19 protein-coding genes and 2 tRNA genes are annotated in these 17,917 nt (G+C 60.0%); 13 read left to right on the forward strand and 8 right to left on the reverse strand.

Features of this window, described 5'->3' with window-relative positions; genetic code table 11:
- Positions 1-2 precede the first annotated feature (2 nt).
- Positions 3-128, reverse strand: coding sequence for a hypothetical protein (locus TR36_RS16335; RefSeq protein WP_255357349.1), 126 nt, complete (start codon positions 126-128; stop codon positions 3-5).
- A 139-nt stretch (positions 129-267) separates the two neighbouring features.
- Here TR36_RS16335 and TR36_RS05465 point away from each other — a divergent pair.
- A tRNA-Thr gene (locus TR36_RS05465) sits at positions 268-342 on the forward strand.
- 252 nt (positions 343-594) lie between these two features.
- On the opposite strand, the gene TR36_RS05470 is transcribed toward TR36_RS05465, so the two are convergent.
- Both TR36_RS05470 and TR36_RS05475 read right to left on the reverse strand, forming a co-directional pair.
- On the reverse strand, positions 595-2,049 hold the full coding sequence (locus TR36_RS05470) for a polysaccharide lyase family 7 protein (RefSeq protein ID WP_052362551.1): 1,455 nt from the start codon (positions 2,047-2,049) through the stop codon (positions 595-597).
- A 250-nt stretch (positions 2,050-2,299) separates the two neighbouring features.
- The gene (locus TR36_RS05475) at positions 2,300-3,115 is read right to left on the reverse strand and encodes a cupin domain-containing protein (protein ID WP_062762618.1); all 816 of its coding nucleotides are present in this window, start codon (positions 3,113-3,115) and stop codon (positions 2,300-2,302) included.
- An 841-nt stretch (positions 3,116-3,956) separates the two neighbouring features.
- Here TR36_RS05475 and TR36_RS15725 point away from each other — a divergent pair.
- Positions 3,957-4,130, forward strand: a complete 174-nt coding sequence (locus TR36_RS15725; protein WP_192841320.1) for a hypothetical protein — start codon at positions 3,957-3,959, stop codon at positions 4,128-4,130.
- Positions 4,131-4,164: 34 nt separating this feature from the next.
- On the opposite strand, the gene TR36_RS14875 is transcribed toward TR36_RS15725, so the two are convergent.
- The 4 genes from TR36_RS14875 to pdxH all read right to left on the reverse strand — a co-directional run bounded on the left by TR36_RS14875 (position 4,165) and on the right by pdxH (position 6,250).
- Positions 4,165-4,740, reverse strand: a complete 576-nt coding sequence (locus TR36_RS14875) for a thermonuclease family protein (protein ID WP_192841321.1) — start codon at positions 4,738-4,740, stop codon at positions 4,165-4,167.
- 185 nt (positions 4,741-4,925) lie between these two features.
- Positions 4,926-5,002, reverse strand: a tRNA-Pro gene (locus TR36_RS05490).
- A 42-nt stretch (positions 5,003-5,044) separates the two neighbouring features.
- On the reverse strand, positions 5,045-5,509 hold the full coding sequence (locus TR36_RS05495) for a DUF192 domain-containing protein (RefSeq protein ID WP_045389396.1): 465 nt from the start codon (positions 5,507-5,509) through the stop codon (positions 5,045-5,047).
- 135 nt (positions 5,510-5,644) lie between these two features.
- A complete protein-coding gene (pdxH, locus tag TR36_RS05500) occupies positions 5,645-6,250 on the reverse strand; it encodes a pyridoxamine 5'-phosphate oxidase (protein ID WP_045389393.1) in 606 nt (201 codons plus the stop codon).
- A gap of 135 nt (positions 6,251-6,385) precedes the next feature.
- Here pdxH and fabI point away from each other — a divergent pair, with 135 nt between their 5' ends.
- Genes fabI through trpE form a run of 6 tightly spaced genes read left to right on the forward strand, consistent with a single transcriptional unit; the run spans position 6,386 to position 12,935 of the window.
- Entirely contained in the window at positions 6,386-7,198 is an 813-nt protein-coding gene (gene fabI, locus TR36_RS05505; protein ID WP_062762620.1) for an enoyl-ACP reductase FabI, read from the forward strand.
- 28 nt (positions 7,199-7,226) lie between these two features.
- A complete protein-coding gene (locus TR36_RS05510) occupies positions 7,227-7,835 on the forward strand; it encodes a LysE family translocator (RefSeq protein ID WP_045389389.1) in 609 nt (202 codons plus the stop codon).
- Between the two features lie 9 nt (positions 7,836-7,844).
- Positions 7,845-8,354, forward strand: a complete 510-nt coding sequence (gene gpt / locus TR36_RS05515) for a xanthine phosphoribosyltransferase (protein ID WP_045389388.1) — start codon at positions 7,845-7,847, stop codon at positions 8,352-8,354.
- Complete coding sequence (locus TR36_RS05520) at positions 8,351-9,538, forward strand: aminotransferase (RefSeq protein WP_370553359.1); 1,188 nt, start codon at positions 8,351-8,353, stop codon at positions 9,536-9,538. Before gpt ends, TR36_RS05520 begins: the two co-directional genes overlap by 4 nt.
- A gap of 34 nt (positions 9,539-9,572) precedes the next feature.
- Positions 9,573-11,423: a peptidylprolyl isomerase gene (locus tag TR36_RS05525; protein ID WP_062762624.1), complete on the forward strand. Its 1,851-nt coding sequence runs from the start codon at positions 9,573-9,575 to the stop codon at positions 11,421-11,423.
- A gap of 6 nt (positions 11,424-11,429) precedes the next feature.
- Positions 11,430-12,935: an anthranilate synthase component I gene (gene trpE / locus TR36_RS05530; RefSeq protein ID WP_045389383.1), complete on the forward strand. Its 1,506-nt coding sequence runs from the start codon at positions 11,430-11,432 to the stop codon at positions 12,933-12,935.
- Here the strand turns inward: trpE and TR36_RS05535 are convergent.
- Positions 12,932-13,765: a divergent polysaccharide deacetylase family protein gene (locus TR36_RS05535; RefSeq protein WP_045389381.1), complete on the reverse strand. Its 834-nt coding sequence runs from the start codon at positions 13,763-13,765 to the stop codon at positions 12,932-12,934. The two genes, trpE and TR36_RS05535, sit on opposite strands and share 4 nt — an antisense overlap.
- Positions 13,766-13,884: 119 nt before the next feature.
- Here TR36_RS05535 and TR36_RS05540 point away from each other — a divergent pair, with 119 nt between their 5' ends.
- Genes TR36_RS05540 through glp form a run of 5 tightly spaced genes read left to right on the forward strand, consistent with a single transcriptional unit; the run spans position 13,885 to position 17,894 of the window.
- The gene (locus TR36_RS05540) at positions 13,885-14,472 is read left to right on the forward strand and encodes an aminodeoxychorismate/anthranilate synthase component II (RefSeq protein WP_045389378.1); all 588 of its coding nucleotides are present in this window, start codon (positions 13,885-13,887) and stop codon (positions 14,470-14,472) included.
- Positions 14,469-15,488 (forward strand): anthranilate phosphoribosyltransferase, encoded by a 1,020-nt coding sequence (gene trpD, locus TR36_RS05545; RefSeq protein WP_045389375.1) that lies wholly within the window; start codon positions 14,469-14,471, stop codon positions 15,486-15,488. The genes TR36_RS05540 and trpD overlap by 4 nt, the downstream gene beginning before the upstream one ends.
- Entirely contained in the window at positions 15,485-16,273 is a 789-nt protein-coding gene (gene trpC / locus TR36_RS05550; protein ID WP_045389372.1) for an indole-3-glycerol phosphate synthase TrpC, read from the forward strand. Before trpD ends, trpC begins: the two co-directional genes overlap by 4 nt.
- Complete coding sequence (moaC, locus tag TR36_RS05555; RefSeq protein WP_045389369.1) at positions 16,270-16,737, forward strand: cyclic pyranopterin monophosphate synthase MoaC; 468 nt, start codon at positions 16,270-16,272, stop codon at positions 16,735-16,737. Before trpC ends, moaC begins: the two co-directional genes overlap by 4 nt.
- Entirely contained in the window at positions 16,734-17,894 is a 1,161-nt protein-coding gene (gene glp / locus TR36_RS05560; RefSeq protein ID WP_045389366.1) for a gephyrin-like molybdotransferase Glp, read from the forward strand. The genes moaC and glp overlap by 4 nt, the downstream gene beginning before the upstream one ends.
- Positions 17,895-17,917 lie beyond the last annotated feature (23 nt).

Below are 17,917 nucleotides of genomic sequence, written 5' to 3' on the forward strand. Positions count from 1 at the left end.
CCTTAACCTTCATTCTTTTCATTGTCGGACCGTGCGCGGGCCTGGGCCTTGCGTCGTGCCATATTCGCCTTCAACGCAGCCTTCAGCCGGTCCTCCTTCAGTTCGGAGGCCGTTTTCTGGCGTGGCATTGCATTTTTTTTCTGCTCGGATTTCCTGTCCATGAACGCTTGTGTAACTGGTTGTGAAAAAAGCGTCCAGTTGGGGCTTGCAAGGTGCAGCGAATATGTCTAATCAGCCGCCACAACGAAGGTTCATCCGACGTTAGATGCTGTGGTAGCTCAGTGGTAGAGCACACCCTTGGTAAGGGTGAGGTCGAGAGTTCAATCCTCTCTCACAGCACCATTATCCATACGAATGGTTTTGATATTGGTGCAGCATTTATTGCCATGCATATGTCTGGAATGCCTCGCTACAGCCCGGTATTCATGCCGCAATTTCAAAGTTGCCACGGATCCCATGATGCCTGATTCCACTGGGGCGATCGGCATCCCGATCACCTATGTGACCGGCAACATGCGATAACCTTCAGCCATCCCGCCCAAAAAAAATCGGGCGGAAAAGCTCCCGCCCGACACAACTTCCGGAATATGACCGTTATTCGCCGTGCGTCACATCCAGCGCGTAGAAGGTCACCTGATCGAAATCGTCCGGCCATGTGATGGAATTGTTCTGCGAATAGGCTCCGGCCTTGAAGTACATGAAGTCCTTGTCGGTCGAATACCCGCTTTCGAACATGTCGTAGGGTTCGGCTTTCACCACCGTTCCGTCATCGCGCGTGATGGAAACATTCAGAATCGGATGCAGCTCTCCATCCTTTTCTTCGGATGTCACCTTGATCTCGTAAGAGAACACTTCGTCCAGCGCGATGCCATCCGCAGGGTTGTCAATATCGCTTCCACGATCCCCGATGACGTTGACCAGATCATCGTCGCCCCCTACCGGCTCATGCGCGAAATAGATGGAGCCGTATTTATTGGTCGGAAGCTTGCGATAATAAAGCCGGATAGGCTCGTCATCCATCGCGTGGATCTGGCCGATGATGACACGCCCGATCTTGCCGGATTCTCCGGTACGGGTCACATGGTTCACCGCCAACGTGGCCGTCATGGTCCCGTCCACCCCGCCGGCAAGGGCCTGCGCCTCTTCGGGCGCCGTCGAGAACACCCAGTTGTTCTTGTTGGGCGTTCCGTCATCCACGCGCGTGGCAATGCTCTTGTCACCGCCGCGGATCATCTCGCGCAGTTCGCTGCGCGTATAATGCGATCCCGAGGTGGTCTTTCCATCCGGAGCGGTGCGGAAAACCATGCCACCCGTTGCCGGATCGGTATAGAAGAACCGGGGATCAGACCAACCCTGCAGCTCTTCTTCCTCAATCTCGTCCACTTTGCCGTCATTGTCCCGATCCGCCGGCAATGTCAGCTTCCAGTGGGTCAGATCGAAGTTCTCGCTTGGCGGAACGTCGGTACGCAGGCCATAGGCGCTGACGTCTGCTTCCTTGACCTCTCCGGAACCGTCGCCTGTGGCCGCAATCTCACCTGAGCCACAGCCGAACACCTGTGCCTCGTAAAGGCTGTTCCAGCCGCTCGCGCTATTGCCCATACCGGTCACCCGAACATAGCGGGCCTCGGTCGCGTCAAAGCTGTATTTCTCCACAGCCTCGGATTTTCCGGCACTTTCCGTGCGGTCCATCAAAGGCATCCAGTTTTCGCCGTCATTCGAAGCTTCCAGCGTAAAGCTGGATGTGCGCTCATTGCCCTTGTACCAGGCCAGACCAACCTCGCTTACGGTCTGGGGCTCTCCCAGATCCAGAACAAGCTGCTTCCCCTCCCCAAGGGATGACCAGCGCGAACTTGGGCCGAATTCGCCGTCGATCGCGAATTCAGGTGCGTAGATGTCATCGAAAGTGCCGTCATCGCTGGCCGATACAATGGCCAGCTGGGACACCCCGGTGCATGCGCCGGTTCCGGCTGCCAATGCATAGGTTGATGGTAATGCGACAAAAATAGTCGCCGTACCTGCCAAACAGAACGTGCGTAGCTTCAGACTCATAGGCTCCCCCCTAATAATCCGGAAATATGGGCGCGCGGACTTGATCCGCCCGCCTTCCGGTCTGAAACAGTTATAGCGGGGCGAAGTCTTGCCGAAGTATTTGGACAAGGCAACTGTGCCCTAACGGCACATTATACTCAAAACTGTCCATTGGCCGAATCCGGCCTCAGAGGCCTTGGAAGGCGGCGGTTTACGGCCTGCAGTCAATCTATGGAGGCAGCGCTCGGCCGCCCCCATAAATCTGCGAAGTTCACTCCGAATGGGCGGCCGTATATTCTTCCATCTTCTTCTGGAAATAAGCGGCATTCGCGCCGTAACTGCCCAACCCCATTGCTGCCTTCCGCATGACATCGACCTCATCGAATGCCGCTTCTGCGGGGCGCAGATATTTCACATCGTCACGCCAGAAATATTTGAAGCCGTCAAAATGCCCGTTGTCGGGGTACCAATACATCACGCCAAAGCCCGCCGGATCCTCGATCGGGGTATTATGAATGGTATTTCCGGGAATATAGAAATATTGGCCGGTTTCCATCCATTGATACTCTCCCTGTGCCAAGGTGCGCGCGCGCCCGGACACTGCGTAATAGCATTCTGGCTGGCCATGAAAATGCGGGGCATGATCCGACGGTTTGCCATTGGTGATCCCGATCGTGACGGGCCAATCGCTCAACTCCTTCCACAGATAGCCTACCGGGGCATTATCAAGGCTGCATTGCGCCGCCTCTGTGATGTTTCCGTCAGCGTCAAAGGTCAGGCAGCCCCGTCGATCCTCACCAATGCTATCATCCGCGGCAATGGAATTGAAATCGACATCCCCCGCCTCCCACGCAGAGATATAGGCAGCCACGGTATCATTCTGACATTGCTCCGGCATCGTATCCGATGGCGCGAACGGGCTGGTCACGAACGGAATCTGCGTGGCCTGCTGATACGGCTGCTGGGCCGTGATGAAATGGCCATGCTCATGGATATGGATTTCGGCCTGCGTATCCTGGGCCACGGCGGCACAGGCCAGAGTGGCACCAGTACAAAGGGTAGCTGTAAAAACCAAGCGTCTTTTCATTCGCGATTGTCCCTGCTGAGGTGAACTGGCGCCGCATATTCCCTTGCCGCTACCATTACCCCAAGGGAAACAAATTATTTCCTGAGGAAATACATAAATCAGGTATAGGATTGTGCCGTTACCACGGATGATTGTTTTTACGGCGCAGCAATAGATCTCCCTCCCTCCATACGGCTAGTATTTAGTCGTCTGAAATCTGCCGCAACATTGCAGCTATTGCTCGCCCCGAAACAGGCTGCCCTTCATCGCCGGAACACGAAGGCCGCCGCACTGCATTTCAAGCCCGTTCGCCGCTGCAGAATAACCCGGCTTCCAAATGAAAAGTCCGGAATCCTTGTTTTGATCCTGCCAAGGCATACATATCAAAATGTAAATTCAACATGAGGCGCATATATGACGAACTCCATCATGCGCTTCGGCCCTGCCCTATGCAGCATCTTCCCGAACGTCACGCCGTAATGCGCAAACCGCTGATCATTCTTGCCATCGGTCTGCCGCTTGCGTCCTGCGCGCCTAGTAGCATACTTTCAAAAACGAAGTCTGTGAGTATCGACGGGCAGGAACACACTGTCCGCTCAACGGCAGAGGGCTATGAGGCCACTGTAAAATCCGGCCTTTTCGCGCCGGATCTGACAGAATCCGAAATATATGTGGGAAATCTACGGGCCATCCGGGATGCTACCGGCTGCCCCGTAGCAACCGGCAGCGTTGTGAATGATGCAGGCAAAACCCGGGCCACCTTGGCCTGCCCCCAAGGCATGACCCCCCGAATTTAGCGTAACCCGCAACCGAAACTTGGTCTTTGCCCCGGGTCTGACCGTCCCGAACACAGGAGACAGTTGTGGACCAGAAACCAAAAACCACTTGGGAAACGACCTACGCAGCCGCGACGGCCATCATGGATGCCGAAACGCAGCTTCGTAACGAGAAGACCGAAAAGTTGCGCTCTCAACGCATCGCCGCCGAAGCGACCGGCGCGCATAGAAGCAAGAAACCCAAAGGCCGACCCAGCTGACACCCTATGTCAAAGCCGATGTCGCAAGGCGTGTTCAATGTGCCTTGCGCCAATCCCACGGCATGTCGAATGAACTGGCCCATATCCCTGCGCGGTCATTCCTTGCCGCATCTTCATTCGCGCCGTAGATCTCTCCGCCGTATTGACGATAGGCCACGGCCCAGCCATTCCGGACCATCCACGTATTGATGCTGACATCTCCGGCCTTGCACGTTGCAATCGACCGGCCGTACCTATCAGTATCGGTCTTCTCGCAAGTTACCTGCTGTGTGCCAATCATCTGAACCAGGGCACGCGTAGCCTCGGCGCCGCATTGCCACTCTCTGGCACCTGTCTTGCAGGTCTGCGCGCTTTCGGGGGCATCGATTCCATACAGGCGGATGCGCTCCCCGTTCAGATCCAGCGTATCGCCGTCAATGATGCGCGCACCACCGGCAATCATCTCTCCCGGCTCTGGCTGCTCGGTCAGGAGCCTTTCGGCCATATCGAAAAAGTTCTTCCGCATCTGCGGATCATCGCCACCGAATATCCAGCCGGCAAGAAGCAGGGCGGCGGCAATTGCCCAGATCTTCGGGCCGGGGATGCGGGTGGTTTTCTTGCGTTTAGCCATGGGCAGCGGTTTGGCGCGCTCGATGGCAAATAGCAAGCAACGAACATTCGCGGATTTTACGTAACACGCGAAAGCAACGTCCAAGAAAGCCCGGACTATTACCTCAATTACCACGAAAACTGCGAGGGGGGATATATGACGAAAACCATATAACCGAAAAACGGAAATTCTCGTCATATGGAAAGTGGTCGGGGCGATAGGATTCGAACCTACGACCTACGGTACCCAAAACCGTCGCGCTACCAGGCTGCGCTACGCCCCGAACTCGCGCTTCCTACATCGCCGCTTCGCCAAAGGAAAGATCTTATTCGCACGGCCATGCCGCATTTTTTTCCGGCACAGACGGGTGACGCATCACAGAACCGGGCGTGATGCCCAAGCGGGCCGCCAAACCACCGTTAATTTCAACGACACTCAGAATGTTATCGCCGCCCGGAATGGCCGTCTCGTCATGCGGAACTGCATTGGCATGAACGGTTTTCACAACGCCGGCCTGATCCATGAAAATCATGTCCAGCGGAATAAGCGTGTTCTTCATCCAGAAACTGGCAGCTTGGGGGTGTTCGTACACAAAAAGCATCCCCGACGACGATGGCAGCGATTCGCGGTTCATCAGCCCTCGCGCCCGTTCGGCGGCATCATCCGCCACCTCCACCGTGAACCGGACGGTTCCAGAGGGTGTCCGGAATTCCACCTGATCCGCTCGGCAGGCCGCATGGCCGAATGTCGGAATGAACGCCAGAAGTGTCAGACAAACTGCAAATCGCATAAAGATTCCTGTCCTGAATACGCACGCTGCGCCACCATATACCTGCGCGCAAAATATGCGATCAGCTTTTTGGATCAGATGTTTGCCCCGGCCTGTACAAGATCGGGGCAAGCAGGCGTGAGGCGGGCGAACCGCTCAGGGGTTCAACCTCTGGACAACCCAATCCGCGCCCACCCCGTCGCGCTGCCAGCGAAAGCGGTCGTGCAGCCGGAACGCTCCATCTGCCCAGAACTCGATCTGGCTGGGCGTGATACGAAAACCGCCCCAGAACGGCGGGCGCGCGGGGTTTGCCCCCTGCCGCGCGGTTACCTTTGCCACATCAGCCATCAATGCGGTCCGGCTTTCCAGCGGCCCGCTCTGGCGTGAGGCCCAGGCACCCAACCGGCTCTGAAGCGAGCGGGACGCATAATAGGCATCCGCCTGTGCCCCCTCTTCCCGCGCGACCGTTCCACGAACCCGAATCTGGCGACGCAGGGATTTCCAGTGCATCACAAAGGCCGCCTGCCCATTAGCCGCCAGCTGCTGCCCCTTGGCGCTGTCATAATTGGTATAGAAAACAAAGGCGTTATCTTCGATCTCTTTCAACAGGACCATGCGCACGTCCGGCAGCCCGTCGGCATCGGAGGTGGCCAGCGCAATGGCGTTCGGATCGTTCGGCTCCGTCACGACGGCCTCGGCCAGCCATTCCCGGGCAAGCGCGAAAGGATCGTCTCCGGCAAATATTCCCTTACGTCGTTCCATGCCGAATCCCTTGTATCCGTGGCCTTTTGGCCAGACCTAGGCGGCGTGGGCGAAAACGCAAGTGCTCTGACTTGTGGCGCATGAAACTATGGCTTAAACCCGCTTAATAAAGAATAATGTGACGAGGGAAGCCGGATGAACGGACTGCTGGCTGGCAAACGCGGCCTGATTATGGGCCTTGCGAACGATAAATCCATCGCTTGGGGTATTGCCAAAGCCTGTGCCGAACAGGGCGCCGAGCTGGCATTCTCCTACCAGGGCGAGGCGCTGAAGAAACGCGTCCAGCCTCTTCTGGCAACGATCGGCAGCGACATCATGGTCGAATGCGACGTCTCCAGCGAAGAGTCGATGGATACCCTGTTTGCGACCCTGGCCGAAAAATGGGGCAAGCTGGATTTTGTGGTCCATGCCATCGGCTTCTCGGACAAGAACGAACTTCGCGGGCGCTATGTGGATACATCGGCCGCCAACTTCCGCATGACGATGGATATTTCCGTCTACAGCTTCACCGCCATTTCGCGTCGCGCCTCCGCGATGATGAACAAGGGCGGCAGCCTGCTGACCCTGACCTATTACGGCGCGGAAAAGGTCATGCCGCATTACAACGTGATGGGCATTGCCAAATCCGCCCTGGAAACATCGGTCAAATATCTGGCCGAGGATCTGGGCAAGGATGATATCCGCGTCAACTCGATCTCGGCTGGTCCGATCAAGACGCTGGCCGCTTCGGGCATCGGTGACTTCCGCTATATCATGAAGTGGAACGAGTTGAATTCGCCCCTTCGCCGCAATGTCACGCAGGAAGAGGTCGGCAAATCCGCCCTCTACCTGCTGTCGGATCTGGCATCGGGCGTAACCGGGGAATGCCTGCACGTGGACGCAGGATATCATGTCGTCGGCATGAAGGCTGTTGACGCCCCCGATATCGAAACCGCCCGGAAAGAGTGATCTTCTTGGCCTGCCCCGAGATCAGATCATGACGCTTGCGGCATTTGTTGCCGTGGTGATGGTCCATCTCGCGGCGGCCATCAGCCCCGGGCCCGCAGTGCTGATGGCGGCGCGCACGGGGGCGCTTGAAGGCTGGCGCACAGGCGCGATCCTTGCCGTCGGGTTGGGGCTGGGCGCGGTTTTCTGGGCAGCCGCGGCCCTGTTCGGCCTGTCGGTTTTGTTCAATTCCGCACCGGCGCTGCTGAGTGTGTTCAAGATTCTGGGCGGGGCCTTCCTGCTCCATACAGCCTGGAAGATGTGGAAACATGCCAGCGATCCGCTGGTGCTGGATGCCCGCCCGCCGCGCGGGGCCTGGTCTGCGCTGCGTCTTGGGGTGGCGACCCAGCTGGCCAACCCCAAACCTGCCATTTTCTTCGGGGCCGTGTTTCTGGGGCTTGTGCCGCCGGAAACGCCGCCACCGGTTTTTGCGGCGCTTCTTCTGGCCGTTTTCGTGAATGAAGCCGTCTGGAATATCTTCGTGACACGCGTCTTTTCGCTTGATCACCCGCGCCGCATCTATATTCGCCTCAAATCCACGTTGGACCGTGTGTTCGGAGGGCTGTTCGCCCTGCTGGGCATACGTGTCATCCTAACCTAGGACAGTCATATGTCACCCTCCGATCGCTTGCCCCATGAAAAAGGTTTCCACATCAGCTGGGACCAGATGCACCGTGATTCCCGCGCATTGGCGTGGCGTCTGGACGGACACGGCCCCGACGGCGGTTCGTGGAAGGCCGTCGTCGGCATCACCCGTGGCGGCCTTGTCCCTGCGATGATCGTTGCCCGTGAGCTGGATCTGCGTGTCGTCGATACCATCGGCATCCGCAGCTATTCCAAGCAATCCCAAGGCGAGATCCAGGTCATCAAATCCCCACAGGCCGAACTGATGGGCGATGGCGAAGGCATCCTGATCGTGGATGATCTGGTCGACAGCGGCAAAACCCTGGAAGTCGTGCGCAAGATGTATCCCCGCGCCCATTTCGCGACCGTATACGCCAAGCCCTCCGGTCGCCCGCAGGTGGATACTTTCATCACCGAGGTCAGCCAGGACACGTGGATCTTCTTCCCCTGGGACATGGCCCTGCAATACGTTCAACCTTATCGCGGAACCGACTGATGGCCCATTGGAACCCTGCGCTTACCGCCACATCCGCGCCCCCGATCATGGAGGCGCGACGCTGGCTTGACGGCGTGGCGTTCCCGCCCGACCGGCCATTGCTGAATGTCAGCCAGGCGGCCCCGGTCGACCCGCCCCCCCTCGCCCTGCGAGAGGCACTGGCCGATGCCGCGCTGAACACCCCCGAGGCGCATCTGTACGGGCCGGTTCTGGGCAACGAAAACCTGCGGGCCGAACTTGCCGCACAATGGAGCGTTGCCTATGGCGCTCCGATCGCGCCCGGGAATGTGGCCATTACCCAAGGATGCAACCAGGCATTCACGGCCGCCATCGCCTCCCTCGCGCAATCGGGGGATGAGGTGATCCTGCCGACCCCATGGTATTTCAACCATGCGATGTGGCTCAACATGAATTCGATCCGCCCTGTGCCCTTGCCCACAGGCCCCGATCTGCTGCCGGACCCCGAACTGGCGCAAACCCTGATTACAGACCGCACCCGTGCCATAGTGCTGGTCAGCCCCAACAATCCGGGTGGCGTGGAATATCCGGCCACCCTGATCGAGCGCTTCCGTGACCTTGCCCGCAGCAAGGGCATCGCCCTCATCGTGGATGAAACCTACCGCGATTTCGATTCGCGTGATGGTGCCCCCCATCCGCTTTTCCAGGATCCGGACTGGGCGGATACCTTCATCCACCTCTATTCCTTCTCCAAGGTCTTCCGCCTGACAGGCCACCGCGTAGGGGCCATCGTCGCAGGCGCCGCCCGCATGGTGGAGATAGAGAAGTTCCTTGATTGCGTATCCATCAGCGCCTCGCAGATGGGACAAATCGGCGCGCTTTGGGGGCTCCGGAATCTGGGCGACTGGGTCGCGTCGGAACGGGCCGAAATCCTTGCCCGCCGTGCCGCCATGGTAGAAGGATTGCAGTCCCTGCCGGGTTGGAAAATGCTGGGCTGCGGGGCCTATTTTACCTATGTGCAACACCCTCAGGGCATGTCCTCCCCGGCATTCTGCCAGCATCTTGTCCAGACCGCAGGCATCCTGATGCTTCCCGGAACCATGTTCCATCCGCCCGGACAGGGGGACGGAACGGCCCGCATCGCCTTTGCGAATATCGACATGGCGGGGATCAACACCCTGTTCACACGATTGCACGCGCTTGCCCCATCTGCGCCAAAGCCGTAGGAAGGCGCGGAACATTCCATAAAGGGGCTGGGGTATGGCTAGGGACAAATCACGCGGCAGCAAGATCATGTCGGGCATTGTCTGGGTGCTGGTCGGCATGCTTGTCCTGGGCCTGGGCGGCTTCGGTGTCACGAACTTCGGCACCACCAGCACCTCCATCGCCTCGGTCGGGGATGAGGAGATCAGCTCCGATACCTACTTCAATGCACTGCAGCAAAGCATCCAGTCCATTTCGCAACAGGCCGGTCAGGCGATCACCATCGCCGAGGCCCAACAGTTCGGCCTTGATGCGCAAGTTCGCCAGCAATTGATCTCGGCCGCGGCCATGAAGTCCGAGGCTGATGATATCGGTCTGTCGGTGGGCAATGCTGCCGTGGCGGATGAATTGCGCCAGAATTCCAATTTCTTCGGCCCGACAGGCGCGTTCGATCGCAACACCTATGAACTGGTTCTGCGCCAGAACAACCTGACCCCCGCGGAATACGAGCGTGAATTGCGTGACGGCATTGCCCGGTCGCTGCTGGTCGGTGCGGTTTCCGGCGGGTTCGTGGCCCCTGCCGCCGTAACGGATACGCTGTACAACTATGTTGCCGAACGTCGTGCCGTCTCGGTCCTGCAGGTTACGCCCGACAGCCTTCAGACACCAATCGCTGAACCTGACGAAGACATGCTGCGCGCCTATTATGACGCGCATATCGATCAGTTCCAGACGCCGGAAACCCGCACGATCACCTATGCAGCCCTGCTGCCGGAGGCTGTCGCCCCCACCCTGCCGATTGCCGAGGATGATCTGCGCGAGATCTACCAGAGCCGGAGCAGCGAGTTCAACCAGCCGGAGCGTCGCCTTGTTGAACGCCTTGTCTTTCCCGACCCCGAAACGGCACAGGCCGCCAAGGACCGGATCGATGCCGGTGCCAGCTTTGAGGATATTGTAGCAGAGCGCGGGCTGGAAATTGCCGACACCGATCTTGGCGATGTGGCAAAGGCCGATTTGGGTGAGGCCGGCGATGCCGTCTTTGCCATGACGGAACCGGGCGTCACCGGTCCCTTCACCTCGAATTTCGGTCCAGCCCTGTTCCGGATGAATGGCGTCCTTTCGGCGCATGAGGTGCCGTTTGAGGATGTGCGTGACGATCTGGCACAGGAATACCAAGCGGATGCCGCCCGTCAGGCCATCGCCGACCGGCGCAGCGCCCTGGATGACCTGCTGGCCTCCGGCGCCACCATTGAGGATCTGGGCAAGGAGCCGCAGGTTCAGGTCGCCACATTCGATTACAGCGCGAATTCGGACAATCCGATGGTCGGCTTCCCCAGCTTTCGTGAGGCGGCCGAAGCGGCGCAGGTCGGTGATTTCCCCGAACTTCTGGACCTGAACGACGGAGGTATTGCGGCGCTGCGTCTGGATGCCATCACGCCCCCGGCCCCCATCCCCTTCGATCAGGCCCGTGATCAGGTTGCCGAAGCATGGCGTGCCGACGCACTGCAGACGGCCATGATCGACCGTGCCACCGAAATTGCGCAGCAGACCACCAATGGTGCGGCGCTCGACAGCTTCGGTGCCGTGCAGAGCACCGCCGAAATCGCCCGTGATGGCGTGATCAACAATGCGCCGGCGCAGGCTGTTTCCGTGGCCTTCGGGCAGGATGCGGGTGCTGCGCAGATGGTACAGGGGCCGAACTGGATCGGCGTCATACGCACCGATGCCATCCTGCCTGCCGCCACCGAGGGCGATGGCCCCGCAGCGCTTCGCAGCCAGCTTGCGGCACAGCTTGAAGGTGCCTTTGCCGACGACGCGCGCAACCTGTTCACGCAATCGGTCTCCAATCAGGCCGGTGTGCGGATCAGCCAATCGGCAATCGACGCCGTCCACTCGCAACTGCCCTGAGGGATCATGAATCTTCACCCTTCCTACGAGACATTCGAGAAACTTTGGGCAGAAGGACGCAATCAGGTCGTTTACGCGCGGCTGGCGGCTGATCTGGACACGCCGGTTTCGCTGATGATGAAACTGACGGAAACGCGGGCCGATACCTTCCTTTTGGAATCCGTTACCGGCGGTGAGGTGCGTGGCCGTTATTCCGTCATCGGAATGAAACCGGATCTGATCTGGCGGTGCGAGGGGGATCAGGTTGCGATCAACCGCGAGGCGCGGCTTGACCGTGACGCCTTCCGCCCCGATCCGGCCCCGCCCCTTGAAAGCCTGCGCGCCCTGATCGCCGAAAGCCGGATCGATATGCCGGCCGAACTGCCACCGATCGCCTCCGGGCTATACGGCTATCTGGGTTACGACATGATCCGGCTGGTAGAGCATCTGCCGAATATCAATCCGGACACCATAGGCGCCCCCGATGCGGTTCTGCTGCGCCCCTCGGTGGTGGCGGTTCTGGATGGGGTGAAGGGGGAGGTAACGGTAGTTGCCCCGGCCTGGGCCTCCTCGGGGCTTTCGGCGCGCGCGGCCTATGCCCAGGCTGCTGAACGTGTGTCGGACGCGCTGCGCGATCTGGATCGGACCCCGGCCACCCATGCATTGGGCAGCGTCCAGCCCGCCCCGGAGGTGACGTCGAACTTTACCCCCCAAGGGTTCCGTGATGCCGTCGATGCAGCCAAGAATTATATCCGCGCCGGAGACATCTTTCAGGTTGTGCCCTCCCAACGGTTCAGCCAGCCGTTCACCCTGCCGCCGTTTTCGCTGTACCGCAGTTTGCGTCGCACGAATCCCTCGCCTTTCATGTTCTTTTTCAACCATGGCAATTTCCAGATCATCGGGGCCAGCCCCGAAATTCTGGTCCGGTTGCGCGATGGCGAGGTGACCATCCGCCCGGTTGCAGGCACGCGCAAGCGTGGGGCGACACCTGCGGAGGATCAGGCGCTGGCAGATGATCTTCTGGCCGACCCCAAGGAGCTGGCCGAACATTTGATGTTGCTGGATCTGGGTCGCAACGATGTGGGCCGCGTTGCGAAAATAGGCACGGTTCGCCCGACCGAGCAGTTCATCATCGAACGCTACAGCCATGTCATGCACATCGTCTCCAACGTCGTGGGTGAACTGGCGGACGGCGAGGACGCGCTATCCGCCCTGCTGGCCGGGCTGCCTGCCGGAACCGTATCCGGCGCGCCCAAGGTACGCGCAATGGAAATCATCGATGAACTGGAGCCGAACAAACGCGGCGTCTATGGCGGCGGTGTCGGCTATTTTGCGGCCAACGGGGAAATGGACTTCTGCATCGCACTGCGCACGGCTGTCCTGAAGGATGAGGTTCTGCATATCCAGTCCGGTGCAGGCATCGTCTATGACAGTGATCCAGAAAGCGAATTTCAGGAAACGGTCAACAAGGCCATGGCCTTGCAGCGTGCCGCCGAAGATGCCGGCCTGTTTTCAGGACGCGGCAACTCTTAGTGCAATACCGCCGTAACCGGCGCTAATGCCACGCCCTGTGCCTGGGGCGTGGCAACCCATTGGCGAAGCGCCTCTACCGTTTCAGCCCGAGCCCGACCGATCACAACCGATTGCCCCCGCACTTTTGCGTCCAGCGCAGCACGGCCCAGTGCGGCCATGACACTGGCCCGATCCTCGCCCCTGCCATCCAGTTCGGCAAAAACGCTGGCGCTATGCACAGGCTCTTCTGCCGGATGGGCAGCCAGATCCGACGTCCTTCCCCACAACACGACGCCGCGCCCCTGACGGGCTACTGCAGCCGGCATCGCATCATCAAGCACACCGTGCCGCCCGATCGCCGCCACGGCCTTGGGCAAGGCCCTTTCCGCGAATGCCATGGTCGCCTCGTCGGAATGGTCCAGCAGCATCATCACCTCCTTATGGCCGCGAAGGTATTCATCCGCCACAGCCGTCACCCCCTCCACACGCACAGGCAAGGCGATAGTCAGAGGAAACGGCAAGGCGGCAATTGCCTCAGCATCTGCAGACCCCTGATCCAGCAGGATCACCGATAGAACCGGCAGATTTCGCGCATTCGCAAAAGGAACAGCAAATGCCTCCATCGGTTTGCGACCATGGTGGGCTGCTGGTGCCCCTGTTTCCGGCACAGCCTCCACTCCGGAAAGGGCAGGAACGGTTTCGGGTGCGGGTGGAACCAGCGCCACCGGCGGTGCGACCGGAATATCAGGCCCCGGTCCGGGCGGCAGCGGCAGGGATTGCGACAGAATGCTGATCCCCAGCAAACCGACCATTGCCCCGCAGACAAACCCCGAAAACACCCCTGAACCCATGATCCTGCCCGTCCCGCCTTGTGATTTGGCCAGCTACCCTTGACGCCCGCCTGCCGCAGGGTCCATCTATACCCCGACCCGCGCCGCGGTTCACCCCATTAACGACGGTGCTGACGCGCATGCTGCTGCTTATCGATAACTACGACAGTTTCACCTACAATCTGGTGCATTACCTTGGCGAATTGGGGGCCGACGTCGTCGTGCGCCGCAATGACGCGCTGGACGTGCAAGAGGCGATGGGAATGAACCCGTCCGCCATCGTCCTTTCTCCGGGGCCCTGCGATCCGGCGGCGGCCGGCATCTGCCTGGCGCTGACCGAGGCTGCCGCCGAAACGAGCACGCCCCTTCTGGGCGTCTGCCTTGGCCATCAGACCATCGGTCAGGCCTTTGGCGGCAAGGTTATCCGTTGCCACGAAATCGTCCATGGCAAGATGGGCGTGATGCACCATAACGACAAAGGCATGTTTGCGGGCCTGCCGAACCCGTTCTCTGCCACCCGCTACCATTCGCTGGTCGTGGAACGTGAAAGCCTGCCCGACTGTCTGGAAGTGACGGCATGGCTGGAAGACGGCACGATCATGGGGCTGCGCCACCGAGATCTGCCGATCGAGGGGGTGCAGTTCCATCCCGAAAGCATCGCTTCCGAGCATGGTCACCGGATGATGCGCACCTTCCTTGAGGGTGCAAAGGTCCCGCTGACGGCATGAGCGCTCTTAAACCGCTGATCGGCATCGCCGCAACCCGACCGCTAACCCGTGAAGAAGCCGACGCCGCCTTTGCCGATCTGTTCGAAGGACAGGCGTCCCCGGCGCAAATGGGCGGATTTCTCATGGCACTTCGCACACGGGGCGAAACGGTTGACGAATATGCCGCCGCCGCCGCTGCCATGCGCGCCAAATGTGTGCCGGTGCATGCCCCCGAAGGGGCGATGGACATTGTCGGAACCGGTGGTGACGGCAAGGGAACACTGAACATCTCCACCGCGACCGCCTTTGTCGTGGCCGGTGCCGGCGTACCGGTCGCAAAACATGGAAACCGAAATCTATCATCGAAATCAGGTGCTTCTGATGCGTTGTCCGCGCTTGGCATCAATGTGATGGTCAATGCCGACGTGGTGGAGGATTGCCTGTCCACCATCGGCATCGGCTTCATGATGGCACCGATGCACCACCCGGCAACGCGGCATGTAATGCCTGTGCGTGTCGAACTGGGCACGCGTACGTTGTTCAATATCCTGGGGCCGCTGACCAATCCGGCAGGCGTGAAACGCCAGTTGACCGGTGCCTATTCGCCGGACCTGATCCGCCCCATGGCCGAGGTCCTGCAGCAACTGGGGACAACCAATGCCTGGCTGGTCCATGGCGGTGACGGCACCGACGAACTCGCGATTTCTGCACCGTCCCGCGTTGCTGCCCTGTCGGGCGGTGTGATCCGTGAATTCGAGGTGGCCCCCGAAAGCGCAGGTCTTCCGAACCACCCGTTCGAAAGCATTCTCGGCGGCTCACCCCAAGAGAATGCCCGCGCGCTGACCGGCCTTCTACAAGGAGAGCCGGGTGCCTACCGGGATGCCGTCCTTCTGAACTCCGCGGCAGCCCTACTGGTGGCCGGGCGGGCATCAAGCCTGATTGAAGGCGTGGAAATTGCCCGCGAGAGCATTGATAGCGGTGCCGCCCGCACCAAATTGGCCTCATTGGCCGCACGTACGAACAAGGTCTCCGCATGACAATTCTGGACCGCATCAAAGCCTACAAGCTGGAACATATTGCCGCTTGTAAAGCCGCACGCCCCCTGGCGCAGATCGAACAAGCTGCAAAGGAAGCGCCGGCACCCCGCGGCTTTCAGAAGGCATTGGCCACGGCCCAGGGATACGGTCTGATTGCCGAAATCAAGAAGGCCAGCCCCTCCAAAGGGCTGATCCGTGCAGACTTCGATCCACCCTCTCTGGCCCGCGCCTATGAAGACGGTGGCGCAACCTGCCTGTCCGTTCTGACTGACGGTCCAAGCTTTCAGGGGGATGACGCATTCCTGACGGCTGCCCATGATGCGGTAAAGCTGCCCTGCCTGCGTAAGGACTTCCTTTACGATACCTATCAGGTTGCAGAAGCGCGCGCGCTGAAGGCGGATTGCATCCTTATCATCATGGCCTCGGTCTCGGACATGCAGGCAGCCGAGCTGGAAGACTCAGCCCGCCACTGGGGTATGGATGCCCTGATCGAGGTTCATAACGCGCCGGAGCTGGAGCGGGCACTGAAGCTGAAAAGCGGGATGATCGGGATAAATAACCGTAACCTCAATACGTTCGAGGTAACACTTGATGTTACGCGGGAACTGGCTAGTCATGTTCCTGCCGACCGGATGATCGTTTCTGAAAGCGGGCTTTACACCAATGCCGATCTGGCAGCGATGGCCGAACATGGCGCGCGGGCGTTCCTGATCGGCGAAAGCCTGATGCGGCAGGCTGATGTGACCACCGCCACCCGCAATCTTTTGCAGCGGCAGGCCGCCTGATGCTGACGCATTTTGATGGCAAGGGCGCGGCCCATATGGTCGATGTTTCGGAAAAACCCGAAACTGCACGTATTGCCACGGCAATCGGCCATGTCAGGATGAATGCGACCACGCTGGAGCATTTGCACAATGCCAAAAAGGGGGACGTTCTGGGCGTTGCCCGCCTTGCCGGTATCATGGGGGCCAAGAAAACGGCCGATCTGATTCCGCTTTGCCACCCGCTGCCGCTGACCAAGGTCGCGGTGGAGCTGGAGCAGGATGCGACGCTGCCCGGTGTGCGCATCAGCGCGACCGTCCGCACCTCCGGCCCGACCGGGGTGGAGATGGAGGCCCTGACAGCCGTCTCCACCGCCGCGCTGACCGTGTTCGATATGTTGAAGGCCGTTGACAAGTCCATGGAAATTGGTGGAATTCGCGTTACGCTCAAAGATGGCGGCGCATCAGGCCGGTTTGAGGCGCCATGATCGCGGTTGAAGACGCCCAGAAACGGGTTCTGTCGCTTGCAACGCCGATCGGGACCGAATTCGTACCGCTGGCAGACGCATCCGGACGGGTTCTGGCGCGGCCCGTATCGGCACGGCGGGCGCAGCCACCGTTCAATGCCTCGGCAATGGACGGCTATGCGACCTGTGGCGAGGCAGCCGTCGGAACCACCTTGACCCTTATTGGCGAATCCCGCGCTGGACACGGGTTCGATGGAACTCTTGGCCCGCATGAGGCTATCCGTATCTCAACCGGCGCCCCCGTCCCGGACAGCGCCACCCATGTGGTGATGCAGGAAAACACCCGGAGATCCGGTGACCGCATTACCATTACCGAACCCTCTCGGGGGACGAATATACGGCTGCGGGGTCAGGATTTCGCCGCAGGCCAATCTATCGGACCGCGGCGTCTGCGCCCTGCGGATCTGGCGCTTCTGGCAGCGATGGATGTCGCTGACGTTCCTGTCTTTTGCCGCCCCCGGGTCGCCTTGATCTCTACCGGGGATGAACTGGCGGTACCGGGCACGCCCATGCGGGATGACCAGATCCCCTCCAGCAATGCCTTTGCCCTCAAGGCCCTGATTGAAGAAGCCGGCGGCATCGCCCGTATCCTGCCCATCGCAACGGATAACGCCGAAGATATTCGCGCCGTGTTCGAACTGGCCGAAAATGCCGATATCGTGGTGACCATTGGTGGGGCATCGGTCGGCGATCATGACCTGATCGGGCCGATGGCTGCCGAACTGGGGCTGACGCTCGATTTCCACAAGATCGCCATGCGCCCCGGCAAGCCGCTGATGGCGGGCCGGATCGGCGCACGCCCCATGCTGGGCCTTCCAGGCAACCCGGTATCGGCGTTCGTCTGCGCCCAGTTGTTCCTGCTGCCTCTGATCCGCTCCATGACCGGGCTGCCACCAATTTCCAGCCCTCTCTATGCCCGCGTGGCCCAAACGGTGCCCGCCAACGGCGCCCGCACCCATTACATGCGCGCGCATCTGGCTGATGGAAAGCTGACGGCGTTTTCCGAACAGGATTCCTCCTTGATGCTGCGGCTGACAGAAGCGAATGCCCTGCTGATCCGCCCCATTGATGCGCCTGCCCTTGCCAAGGGGGATCTGGCCCCTTTCCTTCCGATCTGACCGACATGTAACCTTCACGCAAT

This window comes from Falsirhodobacter sp. alg1 (genome assembly GCF_000739715.2).
Lineage (GTDB): Bacteria > Pseudomonadota > Alphaproteobacteria > Rhodobacterales > Rhodobacteraceae > Falsirhodobacter.

What these genes read in the sequence shown, in the direction of transcription:
- pdxH (WP_045389393.1), bottom strand. Translation starts at nt 6,250, where the DNA reads ATGGAACGACGTAAGGGAATATTTGCCGGAGACGATCCTTTCGCGCTT.
- TR36_RS16335 (WP_255357349.1), bottom strand. Translation starts at nt 128, where the DNA reads ATGCCACGCCAGAAAACGGCCTCCGAACTGAAGGAGGACCGGCTGAAG.
- gpt (WP_045389388.1), top strand. Translation starts at nt 7,845, where the DNA reads ATGTCACCCTCCGATCGCTTGCCCCATGAAAAAGGTTTCCACATCAGC.
- fabI (WP_062762620.1), top strand. Translation starts at nt 6,386, where the DNA reads ATGAACGGACTGCTGGCTGGCAAACGCGGCCTGATTATGGGCCTTGCG.
- TR36_RS05475 (WP_062762618.1), bottom strand. Translation starts at nt 3,115, where the DNA reads ATGAAAAGACGCTTGGTTTTTACAGCTACCCTTTGTACTGGTGCCACT.
- TR36_RS05525 (WP_062762624.1), top strand. Translation starts at nt 9,573, where the DNA reads ATGGCTAGGGACAAATCACGCGGCAGCAAGATCATGTCGGGCATTGTC.
- glp (WP_045389366.1), top strand. Translation starts at nt 16,734, where the DNA reads ATGATCGCGGTTGAAGACGCCCAGAAACGGGTTCTGTCGCTTGCAACG.
- trpC (WP_045389372.1), top strand. Translation starts at nt 15,485, where the DNA reads ATGACAATTCTGGACCGCATCAAAGCCTACAAGCTGGAACATATTGCC.
- TR36_RS05510 (WP_045389389.1), top strand. Translation starts at nt 7,227, where the DNA reads ATGACGCTTGCGGCATTTGTTGCCGTGGTGATGGTCCATCTCGCGGCG.
- TR36_RS14875 (WP_192841321.1), bottom strand. Translation starts at nt 4,740, where the DNA reads ATGGCTAAACGCAAGAAAACCACCCGCATCCCCGGCCCGAAGATCTGG.
- trpD (WP_045389375.1), top strand. Translation starts at nt 14,469, where the DNA reads ATGAGCGCTCTTAAACCGCTGATCGGCATCGCCGCAACCCGACCGCTA.
- TR36_RS05540 (WP_045389378.1), top strand. Translation starts at nt 13,885, where the DNA reads ATGCTGCTGCTTATCGATAACTACGACAGTTTCACCTACAATCTGGTG.
- trpE (WP_045389383.1), top strand. Translation starts at nt 11,430, where the DNA reads ATGAATCTTCACCCTTCCTACGAGACATTCGAGAAACTTTGGGCAGAA.
- TR36_RS05470 (WP_052362551.1), bottom strand. Translation starts at nt 2,049, where the DNA reads ATGAGTCTGAAGCTACGCACGTTCTGTTTGGCAGGTACGGCGACTATT.
- TR36_RS05495 (WP_045389396.1), bottom strand. Translation starts at nt 5,509, where the DNA reads ATGCGATTTGCAGTTTGTCTGACACTTCTGGCGTTCATTCCGACATTC.
- TR36_RS05535 (WP_045389381.1), bottom strand. Translation starts at nt 13,765, where the DNA reads ATGGGTTCAGGGGTGTTTTCGGGGTTTGTCTGCGGGGCAATGGTCGGT.